Here is a 17,549-nt window from a genome sequence, read left to right as displayed (position 1 = left end):
TCAAAAAAATGAAGCGGTCTATTGGCAGTATCTAAAACAAGAAAATCCTAAAGTCAGACAGCGATCAGGTGTTCTATGCTTATCTGAAATTATCTTTATCGCAGTTTGGTATAAAAACTCTCAACTTTATCATTTCAAAGCCTTTTATGGAATGATAAAGCGCTTTTACTCCAAGCTTTTTAAAGCATTACCATCCTATCAACGGATCATTTATTTGATCAACCAACATCAACTCGCACTTCAAGCATTACATATTTCTTTAGCTTCCAATGCTCAAACAACGTGTGCTTGGGTTGACTCTACAACTCTACCTGTATGTAAAAATCAGCGTATTCAACGCCATAAATCTTTAAAACAAATTGCCACACGAGGTAGAAGCTCAATGGGTTGGTTCTATGGATGCAAATTGCATGTATTGGTGGATGCTCAGGGTCAATTTATTCAGACCCAACTCTCGAATGGCCATACTTCAGATATAAAGGTTCTACCAAAGTTAGCGCAAGGCTATAAGGGGAAGATCTTTGGAGATCGTGGCTACATCAGTGAGATTTTAAAAGATAAGCTAGGAGCGCAAGGTGTTGAATTGATTACGTATCATCGCAAGAACATGCGACCATTAGAACTCTCATTAGAGGATGAGCTTATGCTGAGACAACGCAATAAAATAGAGACGATCTTTAGCTTATTGAAGCAACAATACAACCTAGTAAGCAGTCGCCATCGTTCTATTTCAGGTTATTTCGCTGGGATTTATGCATCACTCTGTGCTTATCAAATCTGCCATCAGAATAAGCCTCAATTTACAACGATGTGAAACTAGGCTTATCCATGATTCGGGTTATATATAGAAATTTAAATATTTGATTTATAAAGATCATGCTTATAATAAATTTCAGCTTTTTGTTATTATAAGTTTAATATTTTTCTCTTATTGTAATGACAAATTATTTCAATAAATCGTGCCGAATATCACATTTTCCAAAATATAAACAAATTATATCTCAAATTAAAAAGCCCGCAATTGCGGGCTTTTTAATTGCAAAAGTTAATTTAACTCTTTACAACATTAAGATGTAAGCTCTGCTCTTTTTGTTTCAGACGTTTAATCATAAATAACGCAAAAGCAGCAAAGAAAGCTGGAATAGCCAGAACAGACATAATTTCAAAGCTTGATAGATTGAGTGACATTAACCATCCGCCAATCACCGAACCAATGACCGAGCCTGAACGACCAACAGCATTGGCCCAACTTACCCCTGTTGCACGGCAATGAGTTGGATAAAAACCTGAAGTAAAAGCATTAACACCAACTTGAGAACCACTAATACCCACACCTACACCAAACATGGCAAGCATCAAGAGCAATAGATTCCCTTGTTCAATACCTAAGCCTAAGCAAATGAGGAAAGCTCCGCCTAACACGTAAACGAAACTGAGCACTTTAGCAGGATCAACTTTGTCCATGCACATCCCAATCACGATTGCACCAATCGTTCCACCAATTTGGAAAATTGAGGTGAGCCATGAAGCATTGACTAAGTTGAAGCCTTCATTGGTTAATAGGGTTGGCATCCAGCTTGAGATCATATAAATAATCAGCAAGCTCATGAAGAAAGTACACCAGATTAAAATCGTGCCTAAGGCATATTGACGGCTAAACAATTCTTTAATGCCGACGTTTTTAACTTCGTTACTGCCTGGTGATAAACTAGGTAGTTGCTTTATATGCGGTGCAATACGTTGCATGACACGTTCGATTTTATGTTGTGCATGATTTTTAAGCACCATAAAACGTAGTGACTCAGGTAATAACCACATTAAAAAAGGCACTGTGAGTAATGGTAAAATACCACCAATCATTAAAATACCATGCCAACCAATATGGGGAAGTAATTGTGCTGATGCAATACCACCTAAAGCCGAACCAATAGTAAAACCACAGAACATTAAAGTCACTAAACTCGAACGACGTTTAGTTGGGCTATATTCTGACGTTAAAGTAATGGCATTGGGCATTGCGCCGCCAAGACCTAAACCGGTAATAAAGCGCCAAATCACTAAAGATTGTAGGTCTGTAGTAAAAGCACTAATTAAACTCGCTAAGCCAAATAGAATCACAGAGCCCACTAAAATGGGTTTTCGACCAAATTTATCTGCAAGTGGACCAAAGACTAAAGCACCTGCCATTAAGCCAAATAAGCCTGCACCAAATAAAGGGGCCAAATCTGTTGCTGTTAATGCCCATTCGGCTTTTAATGCTGGGGCAATAAAGCCAACAGCCGCTGTATCAAAGCCGTCAATCGCAACAATCAAAAAGCATAACCACATAATCAGCTTTTGTGAGCGCGATAGCGGATTTTGATCAATAAAATTTTGTACATCTATCTGTTGATTTTGAGACATGACATCTCTCCTTTCTCGTCGTGACGCGACGCTATGCATCCCTTGCGAAAAATGCCCCCAAGGTGACTTGAGGGCATTTCAATCAAAGCGCTTTAGGCAACATTTACCGTGATGCCTGTTAAGCCTGCGACTTCTGCACGCATCTGGTCACCACGAACCACTGCGCCTACCCCTTCTGGTGTACCTGTAAAGATTAAATCACCCGCTTTTAATTCAAACAATGTTGAAAGATTCGCGATGGTTTCTGCAACATTCCAAAGTAAGTGGGTTAAATCACTACGTTGTTTGGTTTCACCATTTACCGTTAAATGAATGTCACCTGATGTAATTTCACCAGTTTGCTCAATGGTGTGAATCAAACCCACAGGAGCTGAGTAATCGAATGCCTTGCCCACTTCCCAAGGACGACCTTTCTCACGGTGCGCCATTTGTAGGTCACGACGAGTCATATCTAAACCTACTGCATAACCAAATACATATTCAGCTGCTTCTTCAACGGAGATGTTTTTACCATCTTTACCAATGGCCACCACTAATTCGATTTCATAGTGATAGTTAGAGGTTTGTGTTGGATATGGAATCGTCACTTCTTCACCTGCAGGAACCGGCACGATTGATTCTGGGTCGTTTGGCTTACAGAAGAAAAATGGTGGTTCACGATCTGGATCAAAGCCCATTTCACGTGCATGTGCAGCATAGTTACGACCGACGCAGTAAACACGACGTACTGGGAATAACGCGTCTGTATCTTTAACAGGTAGACCGACGATTGGCATTGGGTTAAATACGAAACTCATGTTTCTTTCCTTAAGTATATTGATTCAGTTGTGCTTAAGCAGCATCGGGTTGATTCATTGGCGCAGCTGCTTGGAACGCAGGCAAGGCCATACATGCATCATAAATTTTTTGAATATTTGGATATTTGCTCATATCCACTTTAAAGCGTTTTGATGAATCCACTTGCGGAATCAAATAGGCATCAGCAAGGGTGGGTTGATTGCCATAGCAAAAATCACCGCGGTTTGGATCTGCTGCCAAAAGTGTTTCTAGTGCAGTAAAACCTTCATCAATCCAGTGTTGGCACCAGCTTTCTACTTGTGCGTCATCGAGCTTTAAGGTGTTGCGTAGATATTCCAAAATCCGTTTGTTATTAATTGGATGGATATCACAGCCCACCACCGCCGCTAAGGCACGTACTTTGGCACGTCCAAGCGCATCACTTGGTAGCAATGGATGTTCGGGGTGAGTTTCTTCTAACCATTCAATAATGGCTGGACTTTGAATGAGCAATTGGTCATTGATGGCCAATACAGGCACAAAACCTTGTGGATTAATGGCTTGAAACGCTGCATTTTTATGCTCATTTTTCATGAGTGAAATCGGCAGTAGTTCATAGCTAATCTGTTTAAGATTTAAAACAATACGGGTACGGTGTGAGGTACCGCTTCGGAAAAAACCATACATTTTCATGCGGCAGTCCCCGTATAGTTTTTGGCTGCGTCGAGGCAATTCTCTACATTCCAGTCGTATAACCACGCCATCGCATTGTAAAAATCTTGGCTTTGACGACCACGCCATAAATCATTACGTACCATACGTTGTACGCCTTTAGCATGGTAAAGTTTGCCCATTTCACGCGATGACAACACAATACGCGCGGTACGTGCCACTCGAGCGCGTTGATAGATATCAAATGCTGCTGCGATATTATTATCGGTTACACGTAATGCTTCACCTAAAGTTACTGCATCCTCCATCGCCATACATGCACCTTGTGCCATATATTGCGTGGTTGGGTGCGCAGCATCGCCTAATAAGGTAATACGGCCATAGGTCCATTGATCAATCGGTTCACGATCGGCAGTGGCCCAGCGGCGCCATGATTTTGGCAACTCAATTAACTGACGTGCTTTCGGACAAATGCCTTGGAAGTAAGACAATACTTCTTCTTTAGAGCCGTCTTTGACGCCCCACTCTTCTTGTTCGCGGCTATGGAAGGTCACCACTACGTTGTACTCTTCACCGCCACGGAGTGGATAATGGACTAAGTGACAGTTTGGCCCGACCCAAATGCTGGCTGCATTCCATTGTAGGTTTTCTGGGAATTCGGCCTTAGGTACTACGGCACGATACACCACATGGCCTGTAACTAAAGCAGGATCACCCACGTATTTTTCACGTACGATTGATTTCACCCCATCTGCACCAATGAGTGCCTGCCCAATGTAAGTGTTACCTTTATGGTCAATCACAGTCACGCTATCTGCATCTTGATCTACACTGACAATACGGCAGTCAGTAATGATTTCGATATCTCCAATTTCTTGGGCACCTTCAACCAATGAGCCATGAATATCAGCACGGTGAATCACCGCATACGGATTACCAAAACGCTGAATAAATTTGTCATCAGTTTCGATGCGGCCCACTTGGTATTCATCCAATGCGTCATGCATCACCATATAATCGGTGTAGACTGCACGGGCACGGGCACGATCACCAATGCCTAAGGCATCAAAAGCGTTAAATGCATTTGGACCGAGCTGAATACCTGCACCAATTTCACCAATTTGTGGTGCTTGCTCTAAAACTTTAATTTTAAAACCACGTTTTGCTAACGCAAGTGCAGCTGCAAAACCACCAATACCGCCCCCGGCAATTAAAATAGGCATTTGATTTGACATGTCGTTCATCCTTAAAAACTATTCGCCACGTGGTCGAGTTGAGTACAGACCAAGTTTCTTTTGAATTGGTGCTTCATCGGCAATAAATAAGAAACATGCTGTCTGTGAGTTATTGATTAAATCAATGTGTGCAAAACAAGGTGCACATGCGGTATCTGCTGTATCTAAATGTGAGGCTTTGCCATCAATGGTAATGCTGGTTTCACCTTCAATCACATGGAACACCATGGCAGCAGAGCGTGGTTCTAATTGCACTTTCTCACCAGGACGCACCATCAGTGCTGAATAACCAATAATTTTTTGGCAATCTTCACCCGTTTCAGGATTGACATAAGCTACTTGTACTGGGCCAGCAGTATTTTCAGCTGCTAAATCAATCAGTAACTGTTTGGCATCTGACCATGGGTAACGCAACATTGGGTAATTTTGTTCGCCACGGATATGCTGTACTGTCGGCACTAAGCCTGCTGCATAACGTGGTTTATTTTCAACACGTTGGATCGGCTGGCAATCACCACCTTCAACAAATGATGCTTCCATATAGTAAACAAGCGGTAAGTCCAAGACATCTAACCAAATCACAGGTTCATCACCGTCATGGCCGTGTTCATGCCATAAGCCAGATGGGGTCAGGATCAAATCGCCTTTTTCCATTGGGCATTTTTTACCTTCAACAGTGGTATAGGCTTTTTCACCTTCAACAATCAAACGTACTGCATTGGGTGTATGACGGTGTGCAGGCGCCCACTCATTGGGTAACAGTAATTGCATACCCAAATAAATCACTGAAGTGGCCCGCATGTTTTCTAAGCCATGGCCAGGATTTGCCAACACCAAGACACGACGTTCCGCTTTTTCGATTGGGGTTAACTCACCAGCCTCTAATAATAAAGGCTTAATTTCATTGTATTTCCAAACAATGCTTTGTGTGTTTGGAATCGGTTTTACCGGTGGTAAAACATTACGTAAACTTGGCCATAATGGCACTAAGTTACTTTGCTTTAAATCATCAATATAGCGAGTTGGTAAGTCTGCTAATGTGGCGAGCTGTTCCATCGCATGTCCTCTAGATTGTGATTAACAACACTCTCCGGCGTTGTTGTGTTCGTTCGTTGAAATTAATTTAACAATCGAATCCACTTGAATCTATAACCAAATCTCAATACCCTGTATTGATAAAATCAATACAGAAAATTTGGGCAAAATATGGACATTGATACACGTTTATTGAATATTTTTCATGCGATCTACAAGCATCAAAGCGTTTCTAAGGCTTCAATTGAACTGGGGATTGGCCAACCGACGGTGAGTATTGGTTTAAATAAATTGCGTGAGCATTTTCATGATCCTTTGTTTGTTCGGATTGGAAATAACATGCAACCAACTGATTTATCTAATAATATATTTCCAGAGGTGCATGATGTTTTAGCGCGTTTACAAAGTATTAATGACTTTAACCTAGCTTTTGATCCGAAAACTTCGAGTCATCAGTTTAATATTAGTATGACGGACATTAGTCATTTAGTCTTATTGCCAAAGCTGATTAATTACTTACGTGAACATTCACCTTATATTCGTTTAAATATTGTTCCAATTGATACGCAAACCCAAGCGTTAATGGCTTCTGGAGAAATTGATCTTGCCATTGGCTTCTTGCCACAGCTTGAAGCAGGCTTTTATCAGCAGACGCTTTTTAAGCAGCACTACGTTGTAGTGGCCAATGCAAATCATCCACGGCTAACCGGTGACACTCTCAGTTCAGAACAATTTGCCAGTGAATTACATATTGATATTTTGGCGACTGGGGGGCATTACGTGGTTGAGCATGAATTACAAAAGCTCGGCATTAAACGTAATATCTTGGTGCGTTTGCCCAGTTATTTAGGCGTTGGCTTAGTGGTGCAAGAGACCGATGCAATTGCAACGATCCCAAACTATTTAAGTAACGTACTCTTATCACGTGGGCATTTGAATATTTTAAAATTGCCCTATGATTTCCCTGAATATGGGGTGAAACAGCACTGGCATTCACGTGTACATCAAAATCCAGGCAATCAATGGCTACGCCGTTTATGCTTCGAATTGTTTTCTAACCTATAAGCAGCATATTTTGGTTTTAAAGAAGTCAATCGCTTAGAAATTACACCTTTTATGAAAAAAAATGCAAAAAGGCCAAATAAATTTGCATTTAATGAATATTAGGCGTATAAAGTGACTTCGTTGATGCGGGATGGAGCAGTCTGGTAGCTCGTCGGGCTCATAACCCGAAGGTCGTTGGTTCAAATCCAGCTCCCGCTACCAACGAGAAAAGTGATGCACCTGACTACATGAGATATGTAGTTTATTATCACAATAACAAAACATATATTTTAAGTCGTTTTAGACCTCTTCTAGATTAACTGCCTATTAATCTCCTTGTATCTAAATCTTTCATTTAGATCGTTGTATGTTCTGTTAAAATCAAGTCAAGTATTGAATTATTTGAATTTTAAAAATATTTAAGCGCCAAATTATCGCGCTGTAAAAAGTTATTGGTATATATATGTTAAAGCAAACTGAAAATTTAATTGCAAAATCTGTAAATGGTCATGAAATTGTTGTGTCGTTAATTGCAAATAAGAAGCGTCAAAATACAAATGATGGTTTTAAATGGGTTGAAGTGGGTAAAAAGGTTTTACTTGCTTCAGGTACAGAAATTGAACTGAATCTAGACGGTCGTAGTTTTTATACGGGTTTAAACGAAATGTTTAAATTAGAAAACCGCGTCTGCTAAATAAAAAACCGCCGAAAGGCGGTTTTTTATTAACAATTTAAATAGTTTCCAACAAACTATCTATGTAAGACATCATTGAACGAGCTAAATTAATTGCGAAGCGTGCATCACTTTCATTGAGTAAATTTTCAGTTGGATGTGACATACTGTGATTATTTCGCAAATAGTTGATATTTTCCAAAATTGCCCCTACAGAACGTAACATCATAAAAACTCTTTCATTTCTGCCATCATCTATCACCTTAGATTTTATAAGTGCGTTTATTTTAGGTAATAGAGCGGTGATAGATTCTAGACTGCCATATTGAATATTATTTTTATCACAGACTGTTTGTAAAAATCCATGTAAAGCTGTATGCATACGATCATATGCGCTTGAAGCACCTGCTTCCTCAATAAGCAATTCAGCTTCATTCAATGCTTGAAATACGTTCTTACTAATATGAAGTAACGTTGGTATTACTACTGTTTTTAGTGCTTCTTCATTAACGATATTTTTAATTACCTCATAAAGTTTGGGGTTTTCACTTTTTAATGAGTATTGTACAGCCTCTAAATTCCATACATGATTCAGGTTATCAGGGCTATTAGCTAGCACAATGTTAACAGCGGATATACAACTACTTTTTAAACTATCATTTCCCCAATGAACATCTTTATATAATTGATTCCAATTATATTTTTTTCCAAACCCGTCAAGATCAATAATTCTTGCCAGTCCCCTTCTGTCAAGAATTTCATTAGATATTTAGATAATTCAATCTTTTGTACACTGTCTAACTCATTCATGTAATTAACCTTTAACTTTTTTTAAAATTAAATAAAGTAATAGATCTTGAGGAACTTTGAGTTTAATTAAAAATTAGATAAATATTAAAGTAACTTAGATGTTTAATTATATTTTTTGTGAAAAACCCCACCTTACGGTGGGGCTTTTTTTAAACAATTTCAATCACTTTAGGCAAAAATATTAAGCAATTGCCTCAGTAGATTCAGTGCTTTCGCTCGCTTCTAAAAAGTCTTGTGCAAAACGCTGTAATACCCCACCCGCTTCATACACAGACACTTCTTCCTCTGTATCTAAACGGCACGTTACAGGTACTTCCACAATTTCATTTTTACCATCAGCAGTGGCACGTTCAATCACCAACGTTAAAGTCGAACGCGGTGCAATATTACCAATTACACTGTATAGCTCAGTACCATCTAAACCTAAAGTTTTACGGTCTGTACCGGCTTTAAACTCAAGCGGTAATACGCCCATACCCACCAAATTGGTACGGTGAATACGTTCAAAACCTTCAGCAACAATGGCTTCCACACCCGCTAAACGCACGCCTTTGGCTGCCCAGTCACGGCTTGAACCTTGACCGTAATCTTTACCCGCAATCACAATTAAAGGCTGCTTACGGTTCATGTAGGTTTCAATCGCTTCCCACATACGCATTACTTCGCCTTCTGGCTCGACACGCGCTTTAGAACCTTGCTTAATGGTACCGTCAGAACGCACGACCATTTCGTTATATAGCTTAGGGTTGGCCAGTGTTGCACGCTGTGCAGTTAAATGATCACCACGGTGGGTTGCGTATGAGTTAAAATCTTCTTCAGGCAAGCCCATTTTAGCTAAGTACTCACCTGCCGCAGAATCTAATACAATCGCATTGGATGGTGATAAATGATCCGTGGTGATGTTATCGCCTAAAATCGCCAATGGACGCATATTCGCTAAAGTACGCGGTGCAGCGAGTGCCCCCTCCCAATATGGCGGACGACGAATATAAGTACTTTGCGGACGCCAGTCATATAACGGACTTGCTGATTTTTCAGCTTTGCCTAAATCAAACATTGGGATATAGACTTTCTTAAACTGCTCAGGTTTCACTGCCTCTTTCACCAAAGCGTCAATTTCTGCATCCGATGGCCAAATATCTTTGAGATAAATTGGATTGCCGTCTTTATCATTGCCTAATGAGTCGGTTTCAATATCAAAACGAATCGTACCGGCAATTGCATAGGCAACGACCAGTGGTGGCGATGCCAAGAAGGCTTGTTTAGCGTATGGATGGATACGACCGTCAAAGTTACGGTTACCTGATAACACTGCAGTCGCATATAAGTCGCGATCAATGATTTCTTGTTGAATCACTGGATCTAATGCGCCTGACATGCCGTTACAGGTGGTGCAGGCATAAGCCACAATACCAAAGCCAAGCTTTTCTAAATCTTCAAGTACACCCGCTTCTTCTAAATACAGTGCTGCTGCTTTAGACCCCGGTGCAAAAGATGATTTTACCCAAGGCTTACGGGTTAAGCCCAGTTCATTGGCTTTACGTGCCAATAAACCTGCCGCCACCGTATTACGTGGGTTTGAGGTATTGGTACATGAGGTAATCGCGGCAATAATCACTGCGCCATCTGGCATTAAACCTTCTGCTTCTTGTGCGCGCGCTACGTCTAAATTACCTGCAATGCCTTTGGCTTTTAAATCGCTGGTTGATACACGCGCATGCGGGTTTGATGGCCCTGCAATATTACGTGTCACTTGCGATAAATCAAAACGTAAGACGCGTGGATAGTGTGCCTCAGTCATATCGGCTGCCCAAAGACCAATTTCTTTGGCATAGGTTTCAACCAATTGCACTTGTTCAGCTTCACGACCAGTGAGCGTTAAATAGTCAATGGTGTTTTGGTCGATGTAAAACATCGCAGCCGTGGCACCATATTCAGGCGTCATATTAGAAATCGTGGCACGGTCACCCACAGACATACTGTCAGCACCTTCACCAAAGAATTCTAAATAGGCACCTACGACACGTTCTTGACGTAAAAATTCAGTTAAGGCTAATACAATATCGGTTGCAGTAATGCCGGCTTGACGTTGACCAACGAGTTCAACACCAATGATATCTGGTACACGCATCCAAGAAGCACGGCCTAACATTACATTTTCAGCTTCAAGTCCGCCCACACCAATTGAAATCACGCCTAACGCATCGGTATGTGGCGTGTGTGAGTCTGTGCCCACACAAGTGTCTGGATAAGCCACGCCATCACGGTTTTGCACCACTGGAGACATCTTTTCCAAGTTAATTTGGTGCATGATGCCATTACCCGCAGGAATGACATCGACGTTTTCAAAAGCGGTTTTGGTCCACTCAATAAAATGGAAACGGTCTTCGTTACGACGATCTTCTACGGCACGATTTTTTTCAAACGCGTCAGGATCAAAACCGCCATATTCCACCGCCAATGAGTGATCGACAATCAGCTGAGTCGGTACCACTGGGTTAACTTTGGCAGGATCACCGCCTTTGTCGGCAATCGCGTCACGTAAACCCGCAAGATCGACCAGTGCAGTTTGACCTAAAATATCGTGACACACGACACGTGCTGGATACCAAGGAAAGTCTAAATCTTGACGATTTTCAATTAACTGGGTTAAAAAAGCCGTCAATTGTTCAGGTTCAGCGCGGCGCACCAATTGCTCTGCTAACACCTTAGAAGTGTATGGCAGTTTGGCATAGCTTCCCGCTTGAATGTCTTCGACTGCTTGGCGTACATCATAATAGTCTAAATTGGTATTCGCTAAGCGTTTACGGTACAGCTGATTCATTAAACGCGCTCCGCCAATGGTTTGAATTTTAAGTCTTCTGGGCCAGTATAATTCGCACTTGGACGGATAATTTTACCGTCTTGACGTTGTTCGATCACATGCGCTGCCCAACCTGCAGTACGTGCAATCACAAATAACGGGGTAAACATCGCTGTTGGTACGCCCATTAAGTGGTAGCTCACCGCACTAAACCAATCAAGGTTCGGGAACATGTTTTTCACTTCTTTCATCACCGCTTCTAAACGTTCCGCGATGAGATACATTTTTTTGTTGTTTTGCGCTTCAGCTAAATCTAAAGCCACTTTCTTAATTACGTTATTACGTGGGTCAGCAATGGTATAGACAGGGTGACCGAAACCAATCACGACTTCTTTATTTTCAACACGTTTGCGAATATCCGCTTCCGCTTCATCTGCATCGTTATAGCGTTGCTGAATAACAAAAGCAACTTCATTGGCACCACCATGTTTTGGACCACGTAAGGCACCAATGGCACCCGCAATGGTTGAATACATGTCAGAACCTGTACCCGCAATCACACGCGACGTAAAGGTAGAAGCGTTAAATTCATGCTCTGCATATAAAATTAACGAGGTATGCATTGCATCAATCCAATCTTGCGATGGGGCTTTGCCATGTAGTAAGTGCAAGAAGTGCGCGCCAATCGAATCATCTTGTGTTTCAACTTCAATACGACGACCATTATGGCTAAAGTGATACCAATACAACAACATTGAACCAAAGCTTGCCATCAATTTGTCGGCAATATCACGCGCACCAGCGTAGTTATGGTCCTCATGCTCTGGTTGTAAACAACCCAGTACCGATACTCCAGTACGCATCACGTCCATTGGATGCGCTGACGGTGGCAATTGTTCTAAAGCAGTTTTTAAACCTGCTGGTAAACCACGTAATGCTTTAAGTTTTGTTTTATAGGCGGTTAATTCAGCTTGATTGGGCAATTTGCCATGCACCAAGAGATAAGCGACTTCTTCAAATTCACATTGGCCTGCTAAGTCCATAATGTCATAGCCACGGTAATGCAGATCATTACCGCTACGACCCACGGTACATAGCGCAGTATTACCTGCGACTTGACCACTTAATGCCACTGATTTTTTTGGTTTAATTGCTGTAACTGCACTTGTCATGTTAATTTTCCTTATTTTGGCTTTTGGGCTACTCAGCGCTTCATGCACTATTTCAGTTGTAATTTTTAGACTTAAAAAATAACAGTTTATTTCGCTTTGACAAAAGATGCATCTAAATATTGTTCAAATGCATGGTAATTAATACGTTCATAGAGTTCTTGACGGGTTTGCATCGTGTCAACCACGTTCTTTTGCGTACCTTCTTGACGTAGCGTGTTATAGACATTTTCTGCCGCTTTATTCATAGCACGGAATGCAGACAATGGATATAAAGCGAGGCTGACATCAGCAGATGCTAATTCTTGTGTAGTAAATAATGGCGTTGAACCAAATTCAGTAATATTGGCAAGAATAGGGGCTTTAGTCGCTTGAGCAAACTGACGATACATTTCTAGTTCAGTGATTGCTTCAGGGAATAGCATGTCAGCACCTGCCTCAATATAAGCACCCGCACGATCAATCGCTGCTTGTAAGCCTTCTACAGCCAACGCATCGGTACGCGCCATAATCACAAAGCTAGAATCGGTACGTGCATCGACTGCTGCTTTAATACGATCGACCATTTCTTGCTGAGTCACAATTGCCTTATTAGGACGGTGGCCACAACGTTTTGCCCCTACTTGATCTTCGATATGCATCGCTGCTGCACCAAATTTAATTAAAGATTTGGTCGTACGAGCAATATTAAACGCTGAGGCACCAAAACCTGTGTCAGCATCTACTAGTAAAGGTAAATCACATACATCGGTAATACGGCGTACGTCAGTCAACACGTCATCTAAATTACTAATTCCTAAATCAGGTAATCCTAACGAACCTGCTGCTACACCACCACCTGACAAGTAAATTGCTTTATAACCGGCACGTTTTGCCAACAAAGCATGGTTGGCATTAATTGCACCAACGACTTGAAGTGGATGTTCTGTTGCAACCGCTTCGCGGAATTTTTGACCTGCTGTAAGTTGTGACATGTGTCTCTCCTTGTTATAAAACGATATTATTCTTAATGTTGCGATAAGATGCTGCGATATGACGACGCATCAGTAACTCAGCCAATTCACCATCGCCATCTGCAATTGCATCTAGAATGTGTAGATGTTCCATTAATGCTTTGCGCGGACGATTAGGTGTATTAGAAAACTGTATGCGATACATACGAATCAAATGATAAAGCTCATAGCAGAGCATTTTTTCTAAGATTTTATTACCGCAACTTCGAATGATGCAGTAATGAAAATCATCATCACCATGCTGTAAATAGTAACCTTTACCTTGTTTAAAATTTGGGTCTTCACTATGCAAACGCAACACTTCACGTAGGGCTAAAATTTGCTCTTTATCAATGTTTTGTGCTGCTAAACGACAAGCGAGCCCTTCAAGGTTTTCGCGAATTTGATACAGCTCAGTGAGTTGCTGTGTAGATAGCGATACCACGCGTGCACCCACATGCGCCGTGCGTTCTACTAATTTCTGCCCCTCTAAGCGATGAATGGCTTCACGCAATGGACCACGACTACTTCCATAAATACGCGCCAACTCGGGTTCAGAGATTTTGCTCCCTGCTGGCAAGTCTCCACAAATGATCGCATGCTGAATTTTTTCAAAAAGTTGATCTGTGAGCGTAAGATTATGGGTTTTGTCTAAAAGTGCTTCCATGCAGTTTTGCCTAGATTGTCAACAATATGATGAATATATGTTCAAAATAAGATGAAAAGATGTTTTTTTCAACAATGATTGTCAACAATTTTAAATTTTAAGACTAAAGCATAATAAAAATAGGTGATTTTTCAGCACTTATTGCTTATTTAAGATCGTGACCCATGGGTTCATTTTATGCAGAACAGTATTGACTTAAGCTAACATCAGAATGAATGAGCAGAATAATGAGTGAATATGGATATTGATTTTCAACTGATTAGCGCCGAACAAAAACAACTTGAACGTCAGGTCAAACGCGAAGCGCTGATGCAAGCTGCAGTTAAAATGTTTAACCAAAAAGGCTTTCATGCAACGTCTTTAGATGAAGTGGCACATAGTTTGAAAATTTCCAAACCGACCATTTATCACTATTTGGGCAATAAAGAACAGATTTTAATGACCTGTTTAGAAGCGGGTGTCGCACATTTATTACAAGCCGCTCAGCAGGTTCAACAACAACATTTTGATGGCGCAACACGCATCCGCCAATTTTTATATTTATATGGTTTAAGAATCTTGGATGATTTTGGCCGTTGCGTGATTTTAACCCCTGATGACGTACTTTCAGCCGAAGCACAAACTCAACTACATGCACAAAAGCGTCAAGTGCACCAAGCCTTTGTTGAAATGTTACAACAAGCCATGCAAGAAGGTGCTATCAGCCAGCAACATCCTGCTAAGTTACTGGCAGTGACGCTCACCGGTGCTATGAACAGTGCTGCCAATTGGTATCGTATCGATGGTGAATTAAGCGCCAATGAGGTGGTCACCCAGATGGTTGATATTTTAATGCAAGGTTTACTTACACGTTAAACCTTGCAATATTTTTCGCCGTGGTTAGGTATAGGCCTCAATAATCGTTACGTTGGCCATACCACCGCCTTCACACATGGTTTGTAAACCATAGCGCTTTCCTTCACGTTGTAGACCATGTAATAAGGTAGACATAAGTTTGGTGCCACTTGCACCTAAAGGATGACCTAAGGCAATTGCACCACCAAATTTATTCACTTTTTCAGGGTCTACCTCTAAAACCTTTAACCATGCCAATGGTACGCTTGCAAAAGCTTCATTCACCTCAAACAGATCAATATCATTTAAACTTAAGCCTGATTTTTTTAACGCACTTTGTGTAGCAAAAATGGGCTCTTCTAGCATAATGACTGGATCCCCTGCTGTAACCGTTAAATTGATAATGCGAGCTTTAGGAGTAAGCCCGTATGCTTTTAAAGCACGCTCACTTACAATCAATACAGCACTGGCACCATCACAAATTTGACTGGCATTGGCCGCGCTAATTATGCCCTCTTCTTGTAGTGGCTTAACACTTGCAATTGCCTCTAAAGTGGCCCCTAAGCGCACACCTTCATCTTGGCTATGCCATGTACCATCAGCCAATTGGATCGGCACAATTTCAGAGTCAAATAATTGCTGTTCAATAGCATATTGCGCACGTTGATGACTCTGTAATGCATATTGATCGAGATCTTCACGGCTTAAATCATATTTCTTTGCCAAGATTTCCGCGCCTTGAAATTGACTAAATGCATTAACCCCAAAACGCTGTTTAATCCGTTCACTTAAAGGATCTGCTGCTAAACCAGCTTGAGCAGCCAATTGAATATTACTAAACATAGGCACACGGCTCATACTTTCTACACCCGCAGCAATCACAACGTCCTGTGTACCTGACATGACCGCTTGCGCAGCGAATTGAATCGCTTGTTGTGAACTGCCACACTGACGGTCAATGGTTACTCCTGGAATATGTTGTGGTAATTGCGAGGCTAAAATAACATTGCGTGCAAAAGAAAAAGCTTGTTCGCCACCTTGAGTTACACAGCCTACGATCACATCATCCACCGTATGGGGATCAATTTGACTACGTTCTAGCAAAGCATTAATCACATCAGCCCCTAAATCTGCTGCATGGATATCGCTTAACTTTCCATTACGACGGCCACCTGCACTACGTACCGCTTCTACAATATATGCACTTGTCATTGTTATCCCATGTTCAATTTTTTGTTGTCATGTATAGATAACATAATTTCTCAAGTTTCGCTGCGAAACTCAAAAAAATATTAGAACTGCAGCGTCGCTTTTGGTTTAGGTTTTGATGATTCGGATTATCTTTTTAGATCTCATTACATTGGCTTCAAACGTAAATTTTAAACGCGTTATAATCGAGATTGATGCTCTCAGCTTTGCAGCACAAATTTCGATGTAAATTATTTTGCTCATATTCTACACGTGATAGACATTCTAGCTTGAACTATTGAGAGCATAGAAAAGTAACGCTGTCAGTCAGAATCTCAACCCATGAGCTCAATTTTTATCCGATGGAGCGTAAAATGTCTGGGTTTAGCCCGAGGATATAAGCGACTGACGTAAGCCATTCATGCGGTGTTTGCTGTTGTTCGATATACTGCTTAATAATCCCGATAGGCGCACCTCCGCACGATGCAGCGAAGTAACTAGGCGACCACAAAGCATTACCCCATAGCTTGTTTCTGATTTCAGGAAATTGTTTTCTTAAATGACGACTCGATACACCTTTCAAGCTATTCACTAGATTTGAAACAGCAACTTTAGGTGGATAATTAATCAATAGGTGTACATGATCATGTTCACCATTCAACTCTAGCAACTCAGCTTCAAAGTCTAAGCAGATACGTTCAAACACTTCATACATTGTTTCGAGCATGTCTTTGGTAAAAACATCTCTACGATATTTAGCTACAAAGACTCAATGAGCGTGCATATTAAAAACACAGTGACGACCTGTTCTAATCTCTTGCCTATTACTCATAGCCTAAATATATTTTAATAATGAAAACCCTTAAATTACGCATAAAAGACAAACATTGCAAGGTGCTAGACCAACTCGCATCAGAGGTCAACTTTGTTTGGAATTATGTGAATGATTTAGGGTTTAAGCATCTTAAGCGTAAAGGTGAATTTCTATCGGCATACGATATTGCAAAATACACCAAAGGTACATCTAAGCAATGCAACCTACATAGTCAAACCGTACAAGCGATTACAGAAGAACTGATCACTCGAAGAAAGCAATTTAAAAAAGCAAAGCTGAAATGGCGTGTAAGCAACAAGACGTCAGCACGAAGATCGCTTGGATGGATACCATTTAAAAAATCAGGACTAAAATATGCTGATGGGTATGTTGAATATGGAAAAACTAAATTTGGCTTATGGGATAGCTACGG

General features: G+C 41.0%; 16 protein-coding genes, 1 tRNA gene and 2 pseudogenes. 6 read left to right on the top strand and 13 right to left on the bottom strand.

The window, feature by feature from the left end:
* Nucleotides 1-814 (top strand): IS982 family transposase (locus AC5YCD_RS15110; protein WP_496130816.1); only part of this gene is annotated, 814 nt, incomplete at its 5' end.
* Between the two features lie 236 nt (nucleotides 815-1,050).
* Here the strand turns inward: AC5YCD_RS15110 and AC5YCD_RS15105 are convergent.
* The 5 genes from AC5YCD_RS15105 to AC5YCD_RS15085 form a co-directional block, all read right to left on the bottom strand.
* A complete protein-coding gene (locus AC5YCD_RS15105; RefSeq protein ID WP_496130815.1) occupies nucleotides 1,051-2,403 on the bottom strand; it encodes an MFS transporter in 1,353 nt (450 codons plus the stop codon).
* A 92-nt stretch (nucleotides 2,404-2,495) separates the two neighbouring features.
* Complete coding sequence (locus AC5YCD_RS15100; protein ID WP_496130814.1) at nucleotides 2,496-3,200, bottom strand: fumarylacetoacetate hydrolase family protein; 705 nt, start codon at nucleotides 3,198-3,200, stop codon at nucleotides 2,496-2,498.
* Between the two features lie 34 nt (nucleotides 3,201-3,234).
* Nucleotides 3,235-3,873 carry a maleylacetoacetate isomerase gene (gene maiA / locus AC5YCD_RS15095; protein ID WP_496130813.1) on the bottom strand — a complete coding sequence of 213 codons (639 nt, stop codon included), beginning with the start codon at nucleotides 3,871-3,873 and terminating at the stop codon, nucleotides 3,235-3,237.
* Entirely contained in the window at nucleotides 3,870-5,087 is a 1,218-nt protein-coding gene (locus tag AC5YCD_RS15090) for a 3-hydroxybenzoate 6-monooxygenase (RefSeq protein WP_496130812.1), read from the bottom strand. The genes maiA and AC5YCD_RS15090 overlap by 4 nt, the downstream gene beginning before the upstream one ends.
* Before the next feature lie 18 nt (nucleotides 5,088-5,105).
* Entirely contained in the window at nucleotides 5,106-6,143 is a 1,038-nt protein-coding gene (locus tag AC5YCD_RS15085) for a cupin domain-containing protein (protein WP_496130811.1), read from the bottom strand.
* 150 nt (nucleotides 6,144-6,293) lie between these two features.
* On the opposite strand from AC5YCD_RS15085, the gene AC5YCD_RS15080 reads away from it, so the two are divergent.
* From AC5YCD_RS15080 to AC5YCD_RS15070, 3 genes are all read left to right on the top strand, one after another.
* Entirely contained in the window at nucleotides 6,294-7,187 is an 894-nt protein-coding gene (locus tag AC5YCD_RS15080) for a LysR family transcriptional regulator (protein WP_496130810.1), read from the top strand.
* Between the two features lie 124 nt (nucleotides 7,188-7,311).
* Nucleotides 7,312-7,388 (top strand) — tRNA-Met (locus tag AC5YCD_RS15075).
* Nucleotides 7,389-7,629: 241 nt separating this feature from the next.
* Nucleotides 7,630-7,860: a hypothetical protein gene (locus AC5YCD_RS15070; protein WP_496130809.1), complete on the top strand. Its 231-nt coding sequence runs from the start codon at nucleotides 7,630-7,632 to the stop codon at nucleotides 7,858-7,860.
* A gap of 37 nt (nucleotides 7,861-7,897) precedes the next feature.
* Here the strand turns inward: AC5YCD_RS15070 and AC5YCD_RS15065 are convergent, their stop codons facing one another.
* The 6 genes from AC5YCD_RS15065 to AC5YCD_RS15040 form a co-directional block, all read right to left on the bottom strand.
* Complete coding sequence (locus tag AC5YCD_RS15065; protein WP_496130808.1) at nucleotides 7,898-8,458, bottom strand: abortive infection family protein; 561 nt, start codon at nucleotides 8,456-8,458, stop codon at nucleotides 7,898-7,900.
* A gap of 29 nt (nucleotides 8,459-8,487) precedes the next feature.
* Nucleotides 8,488-8,649 (bottom strand): hypothetical protein, encoded by a 162-nt coding sequence (locus AC5YCD_RS15060; RefSeq protein WP_496130807.1) that lies wholly within the window; start codon nucleotides 8,647-8,649, stop codon nucleotides 8,488-8,490.
* Nucleotides 8,650-8,830: 181 nt separating this feature from the next.
* Nucleotides 8,831-11,473, bottom strand: a complete 2,643-nt coding sequence (gene acnD / locus AC5YCD_RS15055) for a Fe/S-dependent 2-methylisocitrate dehydratase AcnD (protein ID WP_496130806.1) — start codon at nucleotides 11,471-11,473, stop codon at nucleotides 8,831-8,833.
* Complete coding sequence (gene prpC, locus AC5YCD_RS15050; RefSeq protein WP_496130805.1) at nucleotides 11,473-12,624, bottom strand: bifunctional 2-methylcitrate synthase/citrate synthase; 1,152 nt, start codon at nucleotides 12,622-12,624, stop codon at nucleotides 11,473-11,475. Before prpC ends, acnD begins: the two co-directional genes overlap by 1 nt.
* Nucleotides 12,625-12,710: 86 nt before the next feature.
* A complete protein-coding gene (gene prpB, locus AC5YCD_RS15045) occupies nucleotides 12,711-13,595 on the bottom strand; it encodes a methylisocitrate lyase (RefSeq protein ID WP_496130804.1) in 885 nt (294 codons plus the stop codon).
* 13 nt (nucleotides 13,596-13,608) lie between these two features.
* The gene (locus AC5YCD_RS15040) at nucleotides 13,609-14,280 is read right to left on the bottom strand and encodes a GntR family transcriptional regulator (protein ID WP_496130803.1); all 672 of its coding nucleotides are present in this window, start codon (nucleotides 14,278-14,280) and stop codon (nucleotides 13,609-13,611) included.
* Nucleotides 14,281-14,517: 237 nt separating this feature from the next.
* Here AC5YCD_RS15040 and AC5YCD_RS15035 point away from each other — a divergent pair, with 237 nt between their 5' ends.
* The gene (locus AC5YCD_RS15035) at nucleotides 14,518-15,135 is read left to right on the top strand and encodes a TetR/AcrR family transcriptional regulator (protein ID WP_496130802.1); all 618 of its coding nucleotides are present in this window, start codon (nucleotides 14,518-14,520) and stop codon (nucleotides 15,133-15,135) included.
* A gap of 24 nt (nucleotides 15,136-15,159) precedes the next feature.
* On the opposite strand, the gene AC5YCD_RS15030 is transcribed toward AC5YCD_RS15035, so the two are convergent.
* A complete protein-coding gene (locus AC5YCD_RS15030) occupies nucleotides 15,160-16,326 on the bottom strand; it encodes an acetyl-CoA C-acetyltransferase (protein WP_496130801.1) in 1,167 nt (388 codons plus the stop codon).
* Between the two features lie 331 nt (nucleotides 16,327-16,657).
* Nucleotides 16,658-17,134 (bottom strand): annotated as a pseudogene (tnpA, locus tag AC5YCD_RS15025) (IS200/IS605 family transposase).
* 20 nt (nucleotides 17,135-17,154) lie between these two features.
* Between tnpA and AC5YCD_RS15020 the strand changes: the two are divergent.
* A pseudogene (locus tag AC5YCD_RS15020) lies at nucleotides 17,155-17,549 on the top strand (RNA-guided endonuclease TnpB family protein); the annotation flags it as partial.

The organism is Acinetobacter sp. CY05, assembly GCF_059515805.1.
The sequence above is the reverse complement of the archived record's forward strand: the minus strand, read 5'-3'. Positions and strand labels throughout refer to the sequence as shown.